Source organism: Fluviicola taffensis DSM 16823 (assembly GCF_943372375.1).
Lineage (GTDB): Bacteria > Bacteroidota > Bacteroidia > Flavobacteriales_D > Crocinitomicaceae > Fluviicola > Fluviicola taffensis_A.
The window spans coordinates 515713-532579 of sequence record NZ_CALRYJ010000001.1; the positions used below are offsets into that span (position 1 = coordinate 515713).

Sequence of the window (16867 nt, forward strand, 5' to 3'; positions counted from 1 at the left end):
GAGTGTAGGCGAAATGCCTTTTCACTTTATTAGAATCCCTCTTTCTTGAGTTCTTCGGCGTAGGCTTTGGTAATTAACGGAATGAATATTTCCACCGAAACACCTCCGCCCGTTTTCTCGCGAATCAGATAAGAGGAACTTGTTTTATTAAGCTTGTTCAATAGATACAAGCGGTCATTGATGATTTCCGAAGCTCTTGAGGAATCAATGGCCTTGAGGCCTTTACCATTGTCTTCAATGATGATTTCCAACTCATTTAAACCCTTTAAGTTGAATCTGATTTTCAATTCTCCATGACGTTTCAGATTCGAAAAACCTTCCAAAACGGTGCTTTCGACAAAAGGCTGCAAAATCATGGTTGGCAAACATACGTTGGAAGGATCCAATTGTTCATCCACTTCAAATGAAAAGTCAAATGCATTCTTGGAACGGTCTCTTTGCAGAGTCAAATAGAATGTCAGGAACTCAATTTCCCGATCCAGGGTCATGAAATCATCGTGCGTACTATCCAAAACCTGTTTCAGCAATTTTGAAAACGATTGGATTTGTCTCTTGTAATCCGTTCCCTGCGTTAGTCCTGCATTTTGCAATTGGTTCAATGCATTGTAAATGAAATCAGGATTAATTCTGGCCCGGTTCAAACGTTGCTGAATTTCCAACCGCTTTTGCTTCTGTTTGATTGATTTTTGTCTGAAAACCATTAAAACGTAGGCCGCAAGCAAGGCAAAAATGATACTACCAACTAAGATCAATCGCCATTTCAGGTTCCCAATCTGTCGCTGCTGCTGCAACAACCGTTTATCCTGCTCGTATTCCGCTTCAGACTTTTCTTTCCTTACACGGTGGTATTTTTCAGACAACTGACTATAAGCACGGGCATTCTGAATATTTAAGACACTGTCTTTCATTTTAGACAGATCCTCATAGACCAGCAAAGCACGTTCATATTCTCCACTCAGTTTGGCACAATTGTAAAGCAATTCCAATGCATTTGTCACATCATACGGATCACCGACCTTTTGGGCGTAAACCAAATTGGAATCTGCAAACTGATAGGCCTTATCGTATCGTTTCAATTCCAAATAGATATCAGATATATCGCCGAAAATTGCACCGCGCTCCTTCCAATGATAGTTTGGCTTCGTTTGCATCAGGGCACTATCCAGATAATTCAATGCCAAACGGAAATTTCGATTGTAATAAGCGTGATCCTCAAACAAATTGTAGATCTGAAGATAGCTCTCCGTATATTGGATTTTCTTTGCCAGAACGTAAGAAAACGAAACCGTATGCAACGCTGAATCCAGGTAGTTCTTATCCTTCTCCAGCTGATAGATCTTATAATATCTGGCAGATAGTTGAGCAAGCAGATCAATCTTCGATTCGTTATCAGATAAGGTGCTCACGATCGGATAAGCCAGGTTTGCATAGTACTTCGCCTTGTCTTTATCCTTCATTCTTCCGTAGCTGCCTGACAATCCCAAATAAACCCTTGAAAGCATCGGATTGTTTCCGGTTTTTTGAAGAATTCGTACTGTTTTTGAATAGACCGCGATGGAACCTTCATAATCCCCCTGAAGCATTAAGAGTTCCCCAAGTGTCAGATTATTCTCAATGTAGCTTGCTGATTTGCAACGGATACTATCCAAAATGAATTTTTCGCGATCCAAACTCTTTTTAGCATCATCGAACTGACCGTTTTTAATCTGCACCTGTGCTTTCAACTGAAAGGAAAAAGCCAAACATCTTGGGTTCTTATCCTCCTCCAATGCTTTTGCGAACTTCCACAGATTGATCGGTTTATGTTTTACGGTGCTGTCAAAATCACGCTGTGCAATATAATCTTGCATAGACTCGCATGAACAGTTGGATTGTGCCAGAATGAATTCAGCAAAACCAATAAAGACCAGACAGATAATTAAACGCATCATAAAGTTCTTGCTCAAAGTTAGCAAAAAACGACTTAACCTGATTTTAGACCAAAAAGAAAAGGAGTCAACCACGGCTGACTCCTTATTCCTGCTTTGTTACTTATGATGTGAAATCACTAAAAATTGACTGTTAAACCAAATGTTAGTGGGTAAACTCCAACCGTTTTATCGGTATCGAAAAGGGGTAGTAAATTGTAATTTGCAAAAACCCCAATGTCTTTATATCCTAGTTTGACTGCCGCATCCAGGCGGAAAGCGTTCAAACCGTAAACTCCTTTTGTTTTTGAACGGTTTGTTGTTTTATCATCTTCCACCACTTGTTTGGTGCTTGAACCCAATCTCACCCCTCCGATCACACCGGCTGCAAGGTAAAATCCCTTATCAGATTCTCCGTTGGTGCAGAATTCAAGCATCAATGGAACTGTCAGATAAACCGCTCTTAATTTATTCTTTTTGTAATCGTTCACGGTATCCTGGATTGTCCAGAGTGAATCGGAATTCGCAAATAACAGGTTGTTTTTCAACCCGATCTGAGTCCAGTTCAATCCCAAACCAGTCGTCAATCCAATGTAGTTTTTGTAGATCTTGAATTTGTATTCTGCAAAGTTGAGATTCCAGCTGAATGATTTTCCCGGATCATTTTCCCATTGTTTATCGTTGGGGAAACTGCTTTTCATCGCGCTGTTCAATAAGATGGTCGGTCCGAATTCAATCCCTGCCCAATGTGCCTCAAAGTGTTTCAAGGTCTCTTTGTCTGGTTCAGCATCAATGGTATCGCTGTCTTCATCCTTGTCCGAATGATTAATAATCAAAATCTGTTTTTCTTTCATTTTGATACGGGTTGTATCGGGTTCTTCCTGACTGTTTGCGTAACCAAATAGGAAGAAAATAAATGTGACAAATAATCCTGTTTTCATATCTCTAAATTTTATTGCTTTCTTTTAAGCTTAAGTACTTTGTGCTTTTCGAACATATGACCTTCTCACTTCATATTTTGTTACAGCAAATCCCAAAAAAAATTAAATTAATTTTTAACGTGTTGATTATGTGGTTTTTACAAATACAAAAAAATAATCGATTGAGATGCTTAAAGCTCTCTTACAATCGTTAATTTTGCTCCCGATAACTATCGGGATAAATTTTCAAGTACATGTACAGATCACATACAAATGGCGAATTACGCGCCTCACATATCGGACAGGAAGTAACATTAGCAGGTTGGGTTCAAAAATCCCGTGATTTAGGGGGGATGACCTTTGTTGATTTACGTGACCGTTATGGGATCACCCAATTGGCTTTCAATCTGGAAGAAAATAGTGAGTTGTGCTTACAGGCTAGAAAATTAGGCCGTGAGTTTGTCATTCAGGTCAAAGGATTGGTCATTGAAAGAAGCAGCAAGAACGCCAATTTGCCAACGGGTGAAATTGAAATCAAAGTTTCGGCATTGACATTGCTGAATGCTGCAAAAACTCCTCCATTCACGATCGAAGATGAAACGGATGGTGGGGAAGAATTACGTGCACAATACCGTTATCTGGACCTAAGAAGGAATCCGGTACAACAAAAATTGCGCTTGCGTAATCACGTCGCATTGGAAACGCGTAAATACTTGGATTCAAAAGGGTTTCTGGATGTGGAAACTCCGTATCTGATCAAATCAACTCCGGAAGGGGCACGTGATTTCGTGGTTCCAAGCCGAATGAATCAGGGAGAATTTTATGCCTTGCCTCAATCTCCTCAAACATTCAAGCAATTGTTGATGGTTTCCGGGTTTGACCGTTACTATCAAATCGTGAAATGTTTCCGTGACGAGGATTTGCGTGCTGACCGTCAACCGGAGTTCACTCAGATTGACTGTGAGATGGCATTTGTGGAGCAGGAAGACATTTTGAATATGTTCGAAGGGTTGATTAAACACTTGTTCCAAACAGTTCGCGGAATCACTTTTGAAGAATCTTTCCCACGAATGACTTATGCTGAAGCAATGGCAACCTATGGTTCGGACAAACCGGACATTCGCTTCGGGATGAAGTTTACAGACCTCAAAGCACTTTCAGCCGGAAAAGATTTTCCGGTATTTGACAAGGCCGAAGCAGTTATTGGAATAGCAGCTCCCGGAGCAAGTGAATATACACGCAAGCAGTTGGATGAGATCACTGATTGGGTGAAACGCCCACAAATCGGGGCGCTTGGATTGGTTTATGTGAAATGTAATTTGGACGGAACCTTCAAAAGTTCGGTAGATAAATTTTATGACGAAGCTGCTTTGAAATCCTGGGCTGAGGCGACAGGTGCAAAAGCAGGTGATCTGATCTTTGTTTTAAGCGGTGATTTGGAGAAAACACGTAAACAAATGAATGAATTGCGTTTGCGCATGGGAACCGAGCTTGGCTTGCGTAACCCGGACGAATTCAAGCCTTTGTGGGTACTCGATTTTCCGCTTTTGGAGTGGGATGAGAACAGTGAAAGATATCATGCAATGCACCATCCATTTACTTCCCCTAAACCGGAAGATTTCAATTTGATCGATTCAGAACCTGGAAAGGTAAGAGCAAATGCTTACGATTTAGCGATGAATGGTGTTGAGTTGGGTGGTGGTTCCATTCGCATTCACGACAGAGCGCTGCAATCACGTATGTTTGAATTGTTAGGATTCACTCCGGAGCAAGCGCAACAACAATTCGGTTTCTTGTTGAATGCTTTCGAATACGGTGCGCCTCCACACGGTGGTCTGGCATTCGGTTTGGATCGTTTGGTCGCAACAATGGGTGGATCGGATTCCATTCGCGATTACATCGCATTCCCTAAAAACAATAGCGGAAGAGATGTGATGATCGATGCACCATCGACGATTGACGAAGCACAATTGAAAGAATTGGGAATAAAATTATAAAAGAGTAAGGGCGGAAAATTTCCGCCCTTACTCTTTAACCACTAATTTTCTATTTCGATTTTCGGATCATTTTCAAATGATACTCCGCTCCATTTTTAAACCGGTTCTTATCAAGCGATAATTGAACGATTTCCTTGGAACGAAGTTCATATTCCATGCGTCTCACCGAATCCGAAAGGGTTCCCTGGGAAAGCGTCAGGATATTCTTCGAGTTCAGTTTCCCTTTTTGCCATTGACCGCTGCAAACTAAAGTTGCATCGCCGTCTTCCGTTGCATTCTTATATGTTTCCGTAAGCCGGAAGATCCCAACGGTATCACCTTTAAGGACCAAACGTTGTTGAATTCCATCACAATCTTCACAAGGGACTTCTCCTTCGTAAATGCGGAATACCTTATACTCTTTATCTTTAATGTATTTCTCTTCTTCCTTATTGACAGGGTTTGATTTTGCGCGGTTATTATCATCTTCCCTGTGCTCAATACACCCACTCAAGATCAAAGCTGAACTTGTTACAACAAACAAACAATTAATTCGGTTTATCATCCCACTCAATTATTAATTTACCAACAGTTTTTCCTTCCTCCAGCAAACGATGAGCCATTTTTAATTCATCTTGCTTGTAGACACCACCTACAACCGGATGAATTTGCCCCTGTTTTACCATCTGCACTACTTCATTTAGACATTCAGTGAGCACTTTCGGTTTGAAGTCTGCTACCTTGAGCATGTTTATCCCAATCATTGATTTAGAACGCATCATTAACCCGATTGGTACAACAAAACCCATCTTTCTAACAAAATTAAGCGTTGAAAGGAGTCCCCACTTACCATTTGATAATTCAGAACCACCAAATAACACCAACCTTCCACCTGTTCCCAAAAGTGACCAATCCTTTCTAAAAGTTGCTCCGGCAACCGGGTTGAAACTGATATCCAAACGTTCGGTTTTCAAATAGGCCGAAATTTGCTTTTCGTAATCACCTTCTTTATAGTTCACCACCTCATCGGCACCCAAACTTCGAACTAATTTTTCCTTTTCTTTCGAGCTTACCTTTGCAATCACGTTTGCCCCCTTCAATTTACACAATTGAATCAGCGCAGTTCCCACTCCACCTGCAGCAGCATGAATCAAAACATGTTCTCCGGCCTGTACATTTGCAGATCGGTTTACCATGTAATAAGCAGTTACAAATTGCGTTGCAAGAGATAAAGCCACTCCGGCATTCATTTCATCAATGATGGAAACGGCATAGTTTTCCGTAATCACCTGTTTTGAATATCCACCAAATCGGCAAAAACCCACAACACGCTTTCCAATCAATTCCTTATTTCCATCTTCACCAACTTCAGTTACAACACCAACAACCTCATAACCAATCACACAAGGCATTGGTGGCGCTTCCCGGTAAAGACCCAAACGTGCCATCACATCCGCATAGTTCAATCCGAACGCCTCCACATCAATAAGCACTTGATTTGGTTTTAATTCAGGCAAGCTTAAACTTCTGAGTTCAAAGGCACTTTCAGCAATCCCCTTCTTTACTAAATGAAATGCTTCTGTTTGTTTCATACTGCAAATTTAACTTAAAAAGTTCGTTGGCTTCCCTCCATTTGGAGTAAGTCTGATGAAAAAATGTTATTTTTAATAAAACTTAAATTTGACACAATGGCGACAAAATTCCTCTATTTGGTTCCGATAGATTTTACTCCTGTAACTGAAAATGCATTGGTTTTTGCATTGGATGCAGCAAAATATAACAAGGGTGAGATTGTTTTACTACACATTATTTCACATGCGAAAGAGCGAATTGCAGCTGAGAAGAGTTTGCGTGATTTAGCTGCCAAGCATCAAAATCCGGAAGTGGTTATTTCTACACGTGTGGTGATTGGAAAGGTACTAAGAGATATTGGGATTATTGCTGAATCAGTTGGTGTCCAATTAATCATTATGGGAACACACAGCACCTCTGTTTGGCAAAAAATATTTGGAAGCCCTGCCTTATCAGTTGTTTCAAACAGTAATGTTCCAATTATCCTGACTCAGGAAGACACTTCTTTCCATAAAATCAAGTCAATTGTTATGACGGTGGATTTAGCGAAAGAAAGTGTTCAAGTGGTTCGTTATGCTTCTAAAGTTGCACAAGTATTCAATTCCAAATTGTTCTTGGTCGGTCAGCGTTATTCAGATGAAGGATTTATGCAGAAAATCGAAGTGAATTTACGTGTTGCTAATGGTTACTTGCAAGAGCAGGGTTTACCCGCAACAATCCATTTATTGGATTCCGCTAACTTTGAGAAAAACCTGATCGAATATTGCCGCGAGGTAAAAGCAGATTTATTGGCAGCAACGCATTATCAAGATAACTTCTCTCTATTCTCAACCAATTTAGTTCAGAGTTTAGCAGAAAATGAACTGGCTATTCCGGTAATGACTTTTGACGGAGAAGATACTTCTTCCGGTTCGCAGTTCGGGTTTATTACACAATAGATATTAGGCATCAGGATTTTAAGACTTAAAACCTTAAAAATATAAAACGGATAGGTTTGAAAAAGCTTATCCGTTTCCTTTTATAAGTAATACGATTTCCCCTTTAGGCGGATTTGCTTTGTAATAATCCAATACTTCCTGTGCGGTCCCACGCTTGAATTCCTCGAAGAATTTACTGATCTCACGCGCTACACAAACTTGTCTGTCTGCGCCCAAAATGGAAACACATTCCTCCAATGCCTTAATGATCCGGTGTGGTGATTCGTAGAAAACAACTGTTCGTTCTTCTTCTAAAATAGACAGCCATTTGGTTTGTCTTCCCTTCTTATGGGGTAAAAATCCTTCGTATAAAAAACGGTCGCATGGAAAACCACTTGCAACCAGCGCTGGAACAAAAGCTGTCGGACCCGGTAAACAAGTCACTTCCAATCCTGCCTCCACACAAGCTCTCACCAATAAAAATCCGGGATCGGAAATCGCCGGTGTTCCGGCATCGGAAACCAACACAGTACATTCATTTTCTCTTACTGTTTGAACGGATCGTTCCAATTGTTTATGCTCATTATGCGCATGAAAAGGAATGATGTGTTTTCCGGTAATTTCCAGATGGGAGAGTAATTTCTTCGTTACGCGCGTATCCTCAGAATAAATAAGTTCTGCCTCTTTGAGCAATCGGATCGCTCTTAACGTAATATCCTCCAGATTTCCAACCGGAGTTGGAACAACAAACAACACACCCATTTATTTCTCTTTTAACGTGTTAATACCACGTAATCCTGTAATACGGTTTTTAAGAATTCCATCCGTTTCGGAGGAGTTTCCTGCAGACCTATCAAACGAGCAGTTTCATCCGCCAATTCGATTGCAAAGTCCTTATTCGGCTGATTCGGATAGCGCTGAACACGCAAGATCGTATTTTTGATCAGTAACATATCCTCATCCGAGAAACGAACCACATTCGGATAGGTTGGAACATGATTATCCGAGTTTTTAATGGACAATACGTCCTTCAAATTATATAATTGGGTGTCTTTCACTTTAATAACCACGGTATCTGCCATAATATCACCGATCCGTTGTCTTTTTTCTGTTGTTCCGGAAACAAGCAGGGCCAGAAACCCGAAACCACCGACCCAGATATCCACAATCCTGAAAATCCAGCGGGTGAAATATTCCCTTAATCCTGCAGTTTCACCATTGCTTTTCACCACTCGGATTCCCATGATGAGTTTTCCAAGTGAGCGACCATTCGTCAAATACTCAATAACCGGAGAATACAACAACCAGGGTAAACGCAACAAGAAAATACTGAGGAAAGACAACCTGTTCTGAAGGGAGTTAAAATCCAGATCCAACAAATTGGCACTGATGAAATAGCTTGCTATCAATAGGTAGATCAGTAAGAAAACAAGATCCAAAAAAGCTGAAACAGCTCTATAGACAGGGCTTGCAAGCTCATAATCAATCGTGACAAACTGCGATGTTGTGAAGGAAATTGTTTTCATACCCTAAGAGATGTGAAATCGAAAATACAAATTTTATCTCATTAAATTTACAGAAGGTCTTCTGCACCTTCGGCACAGCTTTCCTTTTTTACCGCAAATGTGCAAAAAAGCGAACCTACTGGTCTCGCCAATTCTCCAACCTTGCTTTTATCGAAAGCAGTGCTTTTATGACCGCGCTAACGCTTGTCTTTTATCACCAGCCGCAGCTAGCTCTTATTTTAAAATGAGTTGAATCGGTAAATGATCTGAATAACCTCCGTAATAGTTCGGTCCACCATAGGTTGTAGAAGGTTTTTTACTTCCGTCTTTTCCTGTAAAAAGCAGTTTTTCCTCGTACACAATTTTTCCGTCATTCGGAGAAAGACTAATTCCATTGCTTCCGTTATAAAGTGCTTTTGAAACGATAAAATGATCCAAAACACCCCACTCCCCTTTGAAGTTGTGTGTGCCCTTTCCGGCTTTTTGGTCATCTGCAAACAAATCAAGCAAGTCCGCACCTGATTCAGTTACTTCTTTTGCTTTCAGCACTTTCTGAATCGAAACATTGTCCGGATGATCATTAAAATCCCCCATTAAAACGATATTCGCTTTTGGATCCGCTTTCAGGATTTTCTCCACTTTTGCTCTTGCCACTTCAGCAGCTCTGATTCTTTTCACTTCCGATTCCCCTTCTCCACCTCTTCGCGACGGCCAGTGATTGACAAATAAATGAATCACTTTCCCTCCTTGAAGTTGACCTTTCACATACAAAATATCGCGTGTCTTAAAATCCGGAATCGAATCAATCGAAACTTTCAAGTTTTCCATTGCAAGCAATTTGAAACAACTTTTATCATATAACAATCCACAGTCAATTCCGCGCGCATCCGGTGAATCCTTGTGTGCAATCTCGTAATTTGTTTTTGCCAAACGACCTGTTTTCTTTAGATCCATCAGAACTCCTTTGTTTTCGATTTCCACCAAACCAATGATAACCGGATTTTCAGTAAGGTTCATGGTAATGGCTTCCACCAAATGATCCAACTTTACCTGATATCTCTCCGAATTCCATTTCAACTTTCCACTTGGAAGAAACTCTTCGTCAATAACCCCTTTATCATCAATGGTGTCAAATAAGTTTTCCACGTTATAAGACACTATCGCGCGGCTATGGAATGATTGAAGTGATCCCTTTTTGGATTCTTTCTGTGAAAATCCGTTGATGGAACAAACGGAAATCAGGATGGATAATAAAACTACTTTTTTCATAAGAATGGTATTTCCTTTTAGTATTCTAAGCTAAATTGATTCAACTCTAACAAACATGAAGCCAGTAAGTCAATACTTGCCTGAATATCATCTTTGTGAGCCATCTCAATCACTTGGTGTAAATGTCTTGTTGGGATGGAGACTGCTCCGGCAATAGACCCACCCGGCGACATGCGCTGGATTCCGGCAGTATCGGTTCCTCCGGCAGTCAGGATTTCCGGTTGCCATTTGATCTTATTTCGTTCTGCAACTTCCTTCATGTAGCGAACCATTCGCGAATCACAAATCGTGGAAGCATCCATTATCTTGATTGCGGTTCCCTCGCCCATTTTGGTGATCTGTTCATGAGCTGCAGCACCCGGTAAATCAAATGCTATTGTCGTGTCCAAACCGAAACCAAAGAAGGGCTTGATATTCAAACTCGCCACATTAGCTCCGCGGATCCCTACTTCTTCCTGAACAGTGAAAACCATATAAACATCATTCGGAAGCTCTTTTCCTTTTAATAACTTGAGTACTTCTATCGCAATAAAAACAGCCAGACGGTTATCCAGTGATTTACTGTTAAAACACTCTCCCATTTCGATGAACTCCCGTTCTCTTGTAATCACATCACCAATGGAAATCAGTTCCTTCACCTTTTCTACAGGCAATCCCGTATCTATAAAATAATCGGAGAGTTTCGCCACTTTATTGCGTTCATCTTGTGTCATTACATGAATCGGCTTTGAAGCCATCACCCCGATCACATCTTCTTTTCCATGAATGATGACGCGCTGTGCTGTCAATGTTTTCGGATCAAAACCACCCAAGGTTGTAAAACGAATAAATCCCTTGTCGTCGATATAAGTAACCATGAACCCAATTTCGTCCATGTGAGCCCCAACCATTACCGATTGGTCGGATTTCCCTTTACGGATTCCGTATACATTTCCCATATTGTCGACCTCCACCTTGTCACAAAGGGATTCAATCTCGCGCAGGACTAATTTTCTGACGCGGTCTTCATGTCCGGGAGCTCCGGGAGTCTTACATATTTCGGCTAAAAGTTTTTTATTCATGTATTGGATTTTGCATCAAAAATAATAGAATTAAAGGTGCATCTGCCAATTCTTAGTTTAAAGAATAGGGAAATCTCTGTTAAAGGACTAAACAATCGATTTAGTATTTGATCTGATGAATTCAAGTAAATCAGCATGCATGAACTTGTTAATTCAAGTCCACCAAATAAACATTCAAAACACACTCCTGAAAATTCATTTCTAACGAGATTTCTAGTTTTATTTAGATCCACTCAATAAACCAGCACCCATGAACAATGCCTTGTTTATGAGATACTATGAGAAAAAAAACAGCAGACCAATTAAATAAAACGGTTAAATTTGTTTCATTAAACCAGATTCATTCGATGAATCTTAAATCAACAAACTATGAGAAAAATTTTACTCAGTTTATCATTACTAACACTTACCCTTCACGCATCCGCTCAGACACAAATTGGAAATGGGAATTTTGAAGGTTGGGAAACAGCGACATCAGAACTTACAGAACCAGTTAACTGGAATAGTTTTAAAACTGCTTCCGGAACTTGGAACAGTTTCGGTGGTCAGCAAATGAATAGATCCTCAAACGTTAGACCCGGTTCAACAGGTATTTATTCCGTTCGAATTTGGGCTAGAAACGCTGGATTTGGAGTTGTCGCACAAGGAAACATGACCTTAGGTCGAATTGAAATGGGTAGTACAACCGCCAATAGTACTAGTAATTACAATTACTCAAACACTACTGATGCAAATTATTCAGAAGCGTTTACAGACAGACCTGACTCTGTTGTTGTTTGGGTTAAGTACAAACCGATGAATACTGGTGCGGGTCATATGGCACGTATCAGCACAGTTATCCATAATAACACAAATAACTATAAGGATCCGAATGATGTCGGTGGAGCAAATACAATTGCAACGGCAATTTTGAACTTTCCTTATTCGGGTGGTAACTGGCAACGCATTTCAATTCCGTTCAATTACGTTGGAACACCTGCTAATGCTGCATTTATTTTGACTACAATTGCAACTAACAACGTCCCGGGTGGAGGAACAGTAAGTGATTCGTTATATATTGATGACATGGAATTGGTGTATGTTCCAAAAGCACTATTCACTACATCCGGTAATACCGTTTGTCCAAATGTACCTGTAACATTTACAAGTACTTCAACGAACTATCCAACTTCTTATTCTTGGAATTTCGGTGATGGGTCACCTGCCTCCACAACGCAGAATCCTTCTCACCCATATGCTACTTCAGGAACTTACAATGTTACATTAACAGTTACCAACCAATGGGGTTCTACGACTTCAACGGCTACAACTATTACGGTAACTACTCCACCTGACGCTTCATTAAGTTATGCGCAAGCTACTTACTGTCCTGCAGATACTGATCCCGTTCCAACAGCAACAAACGCCGGTACATTTAGTTCTACTGCAGGGTTAACAATCAATGCAAGCACAGGTGCAATTGATTTATCGGCAAGTAACCCTGGTGTGTATACAGTAACAAATACTTATACTGGAGGTTGTGGAAACACAGGAACAACAAGTGTTACAATTAATCCTCCGGCAAACTCTTCATTCTCTTATCCATCAAACACTATTTGTGTGGGATCATCTAATCAAACACCAACTATTGTTGATGCCGGAACATTTTCTGCAACTCCGGCAGGTTTAGTATTTGTTAGTCCGACTACCGGTGTGATTGATGTTGCTGGGAGTACTCCCGGAACTTACACAATAACATACGATGCTACCGGTTCTGTTGCATGTCCAACTTCCGGATCTTCTTCAAATGTTAGCGTTACGATTACTTCAAGCCCTGATGCTTCCTTTACATATGCTCAAGCAGCATATTGTGCTGATGCAACTGATCCGGCTCCTGTATTCGGTGTTGGTGCAAACGGAGGAGTATTTTCTTCCACTAGCGGATTGACTATTAACACAAACACGGGTGAAATTGATCTTTCTGCAAGTACTGCCGGAACTTATACGGTAACAAATACCATTGCTGCTTCAGGATCTTGTCCGATGGCCGATGACACATACAGTGTTACTATAAATGCATTACCAACTGTTGCATTGGGAAATTTCTCACAAGTATGTGTTTACAATCCTGCATTTGCTCTAACTGGCGGAACACCAGCTGGTGGTTCTTATTCCGGTACAGGTGTTAGCGGTGGAAATTTCAACCCTTCAACAGCTGGATTAGGTACTAAAACAATTACGTATGCTTATACCGATGCAAATGGTTGTGCCAATACTGCTACAAACTCCATTGTTGTTGATGCTTGCTTAGGATTGGGAGACAATGAAATTGCTACTATCTCTGTTTATCCAAACCCAACAGATGGTAAATTGACATTGTCCAATGTTGTTGAAAACACTTCTTTCAATATTGTTTCTGTTTCAGGACAAGTTGTTTTGAACGGAGTTGTTTCAAATACTGCTAATACAATTGATCTCTCTTCTTTCGAAAATGGAATCTATGTTCTTCAATTGACTCAAGAACAAGGTCTTCAAACGATCCGTATCGTTAAGAAATAAAAATTTCATACCTTTGTCGTGTAACCACCATCCTATTCATAGGATGGTGGTTCACTTTTTAAAGCTACATTTATGAAGTACTTGCTTTCCATCCTAATACTTTCTACATCTTCTTTTGTTTTTGCTCAAACCGGTCGAATTACCGGTAAGGTTCGTGACCTCGATGGAGAAGCCGTTGTTGGTGCCTCTGTCTTTGTAAAGACGACCCAACTTTATGGAGCTAATTCAGATGAAAACGGTCAATTTGTGTTGGAACTCCCTGTTGGAGTTTACAATCTGATTTGCCGCATGGAAGGCATGAATACCGATACGATTCAAATCAATGTGACCGAAAATGGCACCGTTGAATTGGATATTCCAATGGAAGAAATTTCAACGGTACTAGATGTAGTGGAAATAAAAGTTGGAAAGTTTGATAAGCCATTAGAAGACCAAACAGTTTCGATGGAAATTCTCAAGCCAAGATTAATTGAAAGTAAGAATACGCGTAGCATAGAAACTGCTTTAGATCAAACCCCCGGACTGAACATTTTGGATGGTGAACCCCAAATTCGCGGCGGTAGCGGATTCACTTTCGGAGTCGGATCCAAAGTAGCTGTAATGGTGGATGATATGCCCATGCTTTCAGGAGATGCCGGAAGACCTGAATGGGGATTCATTCCAGTAGAGAACATCAGTCAGGTAGAAGTAATAAAAGGAGCTGCTTCGGTACTTTCCGGTAGTTCTGCTTTATCCGGATCGATTAATATCCGTACTGCTTATCCAACATCCAAACCGCTTACAAAAGTTATTTTATATAGTGGATTATACAACAAGTCAAGTATGGCTGGTGCGAAATGGTATGATGATACTCCCCTAATTGCAGGAGCTAGCTTTTTACATTCTCGCAAATACAAACAATGGGATATTGTACTTGGAGGTAATTTCAATTACGATCATGGGTATATCGGACCGCCAAGAACTGATTCCCTTGTTTGGGCTGATACCATTACCAATTTTACCAACAAACAAATGGTAAGCAAACGTGCGCGTATAAACTTCAATTTATCTCGTCGTTCAATTAAGACTAAAGGATTGATTTATGGGATCAACGGGAATGCGATGGTTGCTCAAAGTAACATGGTATTTGCATGGTTAAATGATACCAGTGGTATTTATAATGCTTATCCCGGGGCTGTTTTCTTACAAAACCAACTGATTTTCAATATTGACCCTTATATTGTGTATTCTACAAAACGTGGTAGCAAACATAGTTTGAGAACTCGAATGCTTCGAACGGTAAATGAACTTACGGCAAATCAAGATAATCAATCAACCGTTTTGTATGGTGATTACCAATACAGAACATCTATCAAACAAATCATTCCTGTCGATTTTGTTGGAGGAGTAACTGTTCAAAATACTTACTCTTACTCGAATATTTATCGCGGGTCGGGAGGTCCGAATAATAAAATGCTTAACTTATCTGCATATGCTCAAGCAGAAAAGAAATTCTGGAAAAGATTAACGCTTTCCGTTGGTGGACGTTTGGAGTATTTTCAGTTGAACAATAATACAACCGCCCTAAAACCAATTTTCAGAGCCGGTTCCAATTTCAAAATTGCGAAAGCCACTTTTTTAAGAGCATCCTATGGACAGGGTTATCGTTTCCCAACAATTACTGAGCGCTTCATTCAAACAGGAGTTGGTAACTTCGGAGTATTCCCAAATCCGGATTTGAAACCGGAAACAAGTTGGAATGCTGAAATTGGAATCAAACAAGGTTTCAAAATTGGTCCGGTAATGAGTTTCTTTGATATCGCTGGATTCTGGCAAGAATACCAAAACACCATTGAGTATATGTTTGGTATTTGGAGACCATTAACTACTCCTCAAGCCCTTGGATCTTCCGCTGGATTTATGTTCTTAAACACTGGTAATTCAAGAGTAAAAGGAATTGATGCATCCCTTGCCGGAACAATCGCAATTGGCAAAAAAAGTGATTTGACATTCTTAGCCGGATATAATTATATTTTACCGACCACACTTTCGCCGGATTATCTGTATGCAACGGATTCCCTTAATCGTAAGTTTACTTATAACACGACTTCCTTGGATTCAGCTTCGCGAGTTTTAAAATACCGGTTCCTTCACAATGTGAAAATGGATTTTGAATATGTTTACAAAAAGGTATTTGCCATTGGATTTAGCGCTAAATACTTTTCTAAGATTGTAAACATGGATGCAATCATTAAAGATTTTGAACAGTTAACACAGGATGTTGATGTTTTACAAGACATCCGATACATGGACTTCTTCAATTCTCACAGAAAAGGCAACTGGATCTTTGATGCACGTATTTCTTATTTGTTGAAAGACAAACACCGTTTTGCAATTGTAGGAAGCAATATTTTTAATAAAACATATTCGCTTCGTCCTTTGAAAGTAGAACAACCAAGAACAGTGATGCTTCAATATACATTGAAATTAGGAGGAGATTAATGTCTATTGAAAGACTTTAGACCGTATTTTTGTAAAAAAAACATCATGCGCGTTCTACTGGTTGCTCTCATTTTTGTTGCTGGAGTCATAATTGCCTATTTTTTGACTAATTCTTCAAGCGATGAAAAAACCCTGAAAATCTACAATCCGATTGATGTTGAATCCGAGATGGTAGACGAAGACCTGGTTCGAAAAGGCTTTGGACACACTATTCAGGAGTTTTCCTTTACCGATCAGACAGGTAAAAACTACGGATCCAAAGATCTGAAAGGCAAAATCTACGTCGCGGAATACTTCTTCACCACTTGTGGAACAATCTGTCCCAAAATGAATGCGGAGATGCAACGAGTACAGGAAGCACTCAAAGGAAATGATCAATTCAAGATTTTGAGTTTCACCGTAGATCCGGAAACAGATACCGTAGCCCAAATGAAAAACTATGCAGATGGTCATGGTGCCGATCCGCTTCAATGGCATTTCCTTACCGGCGAAAAAAAGGATTTGTATCAGTTGGCCAGAAGAAGCTTTTTTGTGTTGAAACCAGCTGAAGCAGCTAATCAGGGTGATGTCGGTTCGGATTTCATCCATACGAACTATTTTGTACTGGTTGATACCAAAAAAAGAATCCGGGGATATTATGATGGAACCAATCCCGTGGAAGTGGATAAACTGATTGGTGATATCAAGAAGCTTCTGGAAGAAAAATAATCAAAAGTTCCTC

At 40.2% G+C, this 16867-nt stretch carries 13 protein-coding genes; 5 read left to right on the plus strand and 8 right to left on the minus strand.

The window, feature by feature from the left end; all coding sequences use genetic code 11:
* Window positions 1–29: 29 nt before the first annotated feature.
* A complete protein-coding gene (locus AAG807_RS02200; protein WP_341900379.1) occupies window positions 30–1931 on the minus strand; it encodes a histidine kinase in 1902 nt (633 codons plus the stop codon).
* Between the two features lie 116 nt (window positions 1932–2047).
* Window positions 2048–2848 (minus strand): outer membrane beta-barrel protein, encoded by an 801-nt coding sequence (locus tag AAG807_RS02205; RefSeq protein WP_341900381.1) that lies wholly within the window; start codon window positions 2846–2848, stop codon window positions 2048–2050.
* 233 nt (window positions 2849–3081) lie between these two features.
* On the opposite strand from AAG807_RS02205, the gene aspS reads away from it, so the two are divergent.
* Window positions 3082–4824, plus strand: a complete 1743-nt coding sequence (gene aspS, locus AAG807_RS02210; protein ID WP_341900383.1) for an aspartate--tRNA ligase — start codon at window positions 3082–3084, stop codon at window positions 4822–4824.
* 49 nt (window positions 4825–4873) lie between these two features.
* On the opposite strand, the gene AAG807_RS02215 is transcribed toward aspS, so the two are convergent.
* Complete coding sequence (locus AAG807_RS02215; protein ID WP_341900384.1) at window positions 4874–5368, minus strand: copper resistance protein NlpE N-terminal domain-containing protein; 495 nt, start codon at window positions 5366–5368, stop codon at window positions 4874–4876.
* Window positions 5352–6395 (minus strand): zinc-binding dehydrogenase, encoded by a 1044-nt coding sequence (locus tag AAG807_RS02220; RefSeq protein ID WP_341900386.1) that lies wholly within the window; start codon window positions 6393–6395, stop codon window positions 5352–5354. The genes AAG807_RS02215 and AAG807_RS02220 overlap by 17 nt, the downstream gene beginning before the upstream one ends.
* Before the next feature lie 96 nt (window positions 6396–6491).
* On the opposite strand from AAG807_RS02220, the gene AAG807_RS02225 reads away from it, so the two are divergent.
* Window positions 6492–7313 carry a universal stress protein gene (locus AAG807_RS02225; protein WP_341900388.1) on the plus strand — a complete coding sequence of 274 codons (822 nt, stop codon included), beginning with the start codon at window positions 6492–6494 and terminating at the stop codon, window positions 7311–7313.
* Between the two features lie 66 nt (window positions 7314–7379).
* Here AAG807_RS02225 and rsmI read toward each other — a convergent pair whose 3' ends face one another.
* From rsmI to AAG807_RS02245, 4 genes are all read right to left on the minus strand, one after another.
* Entirely contained in the window at window positions 7380–8054 is a 675-nt protein-coding gene (gene rsmI, locus AAG807_RS02230) for a 16S rRNA (cytidine(1402)-2'-O)-methyltransferase (RefSeq protein ID WP_341900390.1), read from the minus strand.
* Between the two features lie 11 nt (window positions 8055–8065).
* Complete coding sequence (locus AAG807_RS02235) at window positions 8066–8818, minus strand: RDD family protein (RefSeq protein WP_341900392.1); 753 nt, start codon at window positions 8816–8818, stop codon at window positions 8066–8068.
* 213 nt (window positions 8819–9031) lie between these two features.
* On the minus strand, window positions 9032–10066 hold the full coding sequence (locus AAG807_RS02240) for an endonuclease (RefSeq protein ID WP_341900394.1): 1035 nt from the start codon (window positions 10064–10066) through the stop codon (window positions 9032–9034).
* A 17-nt stretch (window positions 10067–10083) separates the two neighbouring features.
* The gene (locus AAG807_RS02245) at window positions 10084–11127 is read right to left on the minus strand and encodes a M42 family metallopeptidase (RefSeq protein WP_341900396.1); all 1044 of its coding nucleotides are present in this window, start codon (window positions 11125–11127) and stop codon (window positions 10084–10086) included.
* A gap of 369 nt (window positions 11128–11496) precedes the next feature.
* Here AAG807_RS02245 and AAG807_RS02250 point away from each other — a divergent pair, with 369 nt between their 5' ends.
* The 3 genes from AAG807_RS02250 (at window position 11497) to AAG807_RS02260 (ending at window position 16854) form a co-directional block, all read left to right on the plus strand.
* Entirely contained in the window at window positions 11497–13665 is a 2169-nt protein-coding gene (locus tag AAG807_RS02250) for a PKD domain-containing protein (protein WP_341900397.1), read from the plus strand.
* A 72-nt stretch (window positions 13666–13737) separates the two neighbouring features.
* The gene (locus AAG807_RS02255; RefSeq protein ID WP_341900398.1) at window positions 13738–16146 is read left to right on the plus strand and encodes a TonB-dependent receptor; all 2409 of its coding nucleotides are present in this window, start codon (window positions 13738–13740) and stop codon (window positions 16144–16146) included.
* A gap of 45 nt (window positions 16147–16191) precedes the next feature.
* On the plus strand, window positions 16192–16854 hold the full coding sequence (locus AAG807_RS02260) for an SCO family protein (protein ID WP_341900399.1): 663 nt from the start codon (window positions 16192–16194) through the stop codon (window positions 16852–16854).
* The last annotated feature ends 13 nt before the right edge of the window (window positions 16855–16867 follow it).

Bases quoted from the DNA above. Each gene is read 5' to 3' on its own strand.
- AAG807_RS02200 (WP_341900379.1), bottom strand. From the start codon at position 1,931: ATGATGCGTTTAATTATCTGTCTGGTCTTTATTGGTTTTGCTGAATTC.
- AAG807_RS02205 (WP_341900381.1), bottom strand. From the start codon at position 2,848: ATGAAAACAGGATTATTTGTCACATTTATTTTCTTCCTATTTGGTTAC.
- aspS (WP_341900383.1), top strand. From the start codon at position 3,082: ATGTACAGATCACATACAAATGGCGAATTACGCGCCTCACATATCGGA.
- AAG807_RS02215 (WP_341900384.1), bottom strand. From the start codon at position 5,368: ATGATAAACCGAATTAATTGTTTGTTTGTTGTAACAAGTTCAGCTTTG.
- AAG807_RS02220 (WP_341900386.1), bottom strand. From the start codon at position 6,395: ATGAAACAAACAGAAGCATTTCATTTAGTAAAGAAGGGGATTGCTGAA.
- AAG807_RS02225 (WP_341900388.1), top strand. From the start codon at position 6,492: ATGGCGACAAAATTCCTCTATTTGGTTCCGATAGATTTTACTCCTGTA.
- rsmI (WP_341900390.1), bottom strand. From the start codon at position 8,054: ATGGGTGTGTTGTTTGTTGTTCCAACTCCGGTTGGAAATCTGGAGGAT.
- AAG807_RS02235 (WP_341900392.1), bottom strand. From the start codon at position 8,818: ATGAAAACAATTTCCTTCACAACATCGCAGTTTGTCACGATTGATTAT.
- AAG807_RS02240 (WP_341900394.1), bottom strand. From the start codon at position 10,066: ATGAAAAAAGTAGTTTTATTATCCATCCTGATTTCCGTTTGTTCCATC.
- AAG807_RS02245 (WP_341900396.1), bottom strand. From the start codon at position 11,127: ATGAATAAAAAACTTTTAGCCGAAATATGTAAGACTCCCGGAGCTCCC.
- AAG807_RS02250 (WP_341900397.1), top strand. From the start codon at position 11,497: ATGAGAAAAATTTTACTCAGTTTATCATTACTAACACTTACCCTTCAC.
- AAG807_RS02255 (WP_341900398.1), top strand. From the start codon at position 13,738: ATGAAGTACTTGCTTTCCATCCTAATACTTTCTACATCTTCTTTTGTT.
- AAG807_RS02260 (WP_341900399.1), top strand. From the start codon at position 16,192: ATGCGCGTTCTACTGGTTGCTCTCATTTTTGTTGCTGGAGTCATAATT.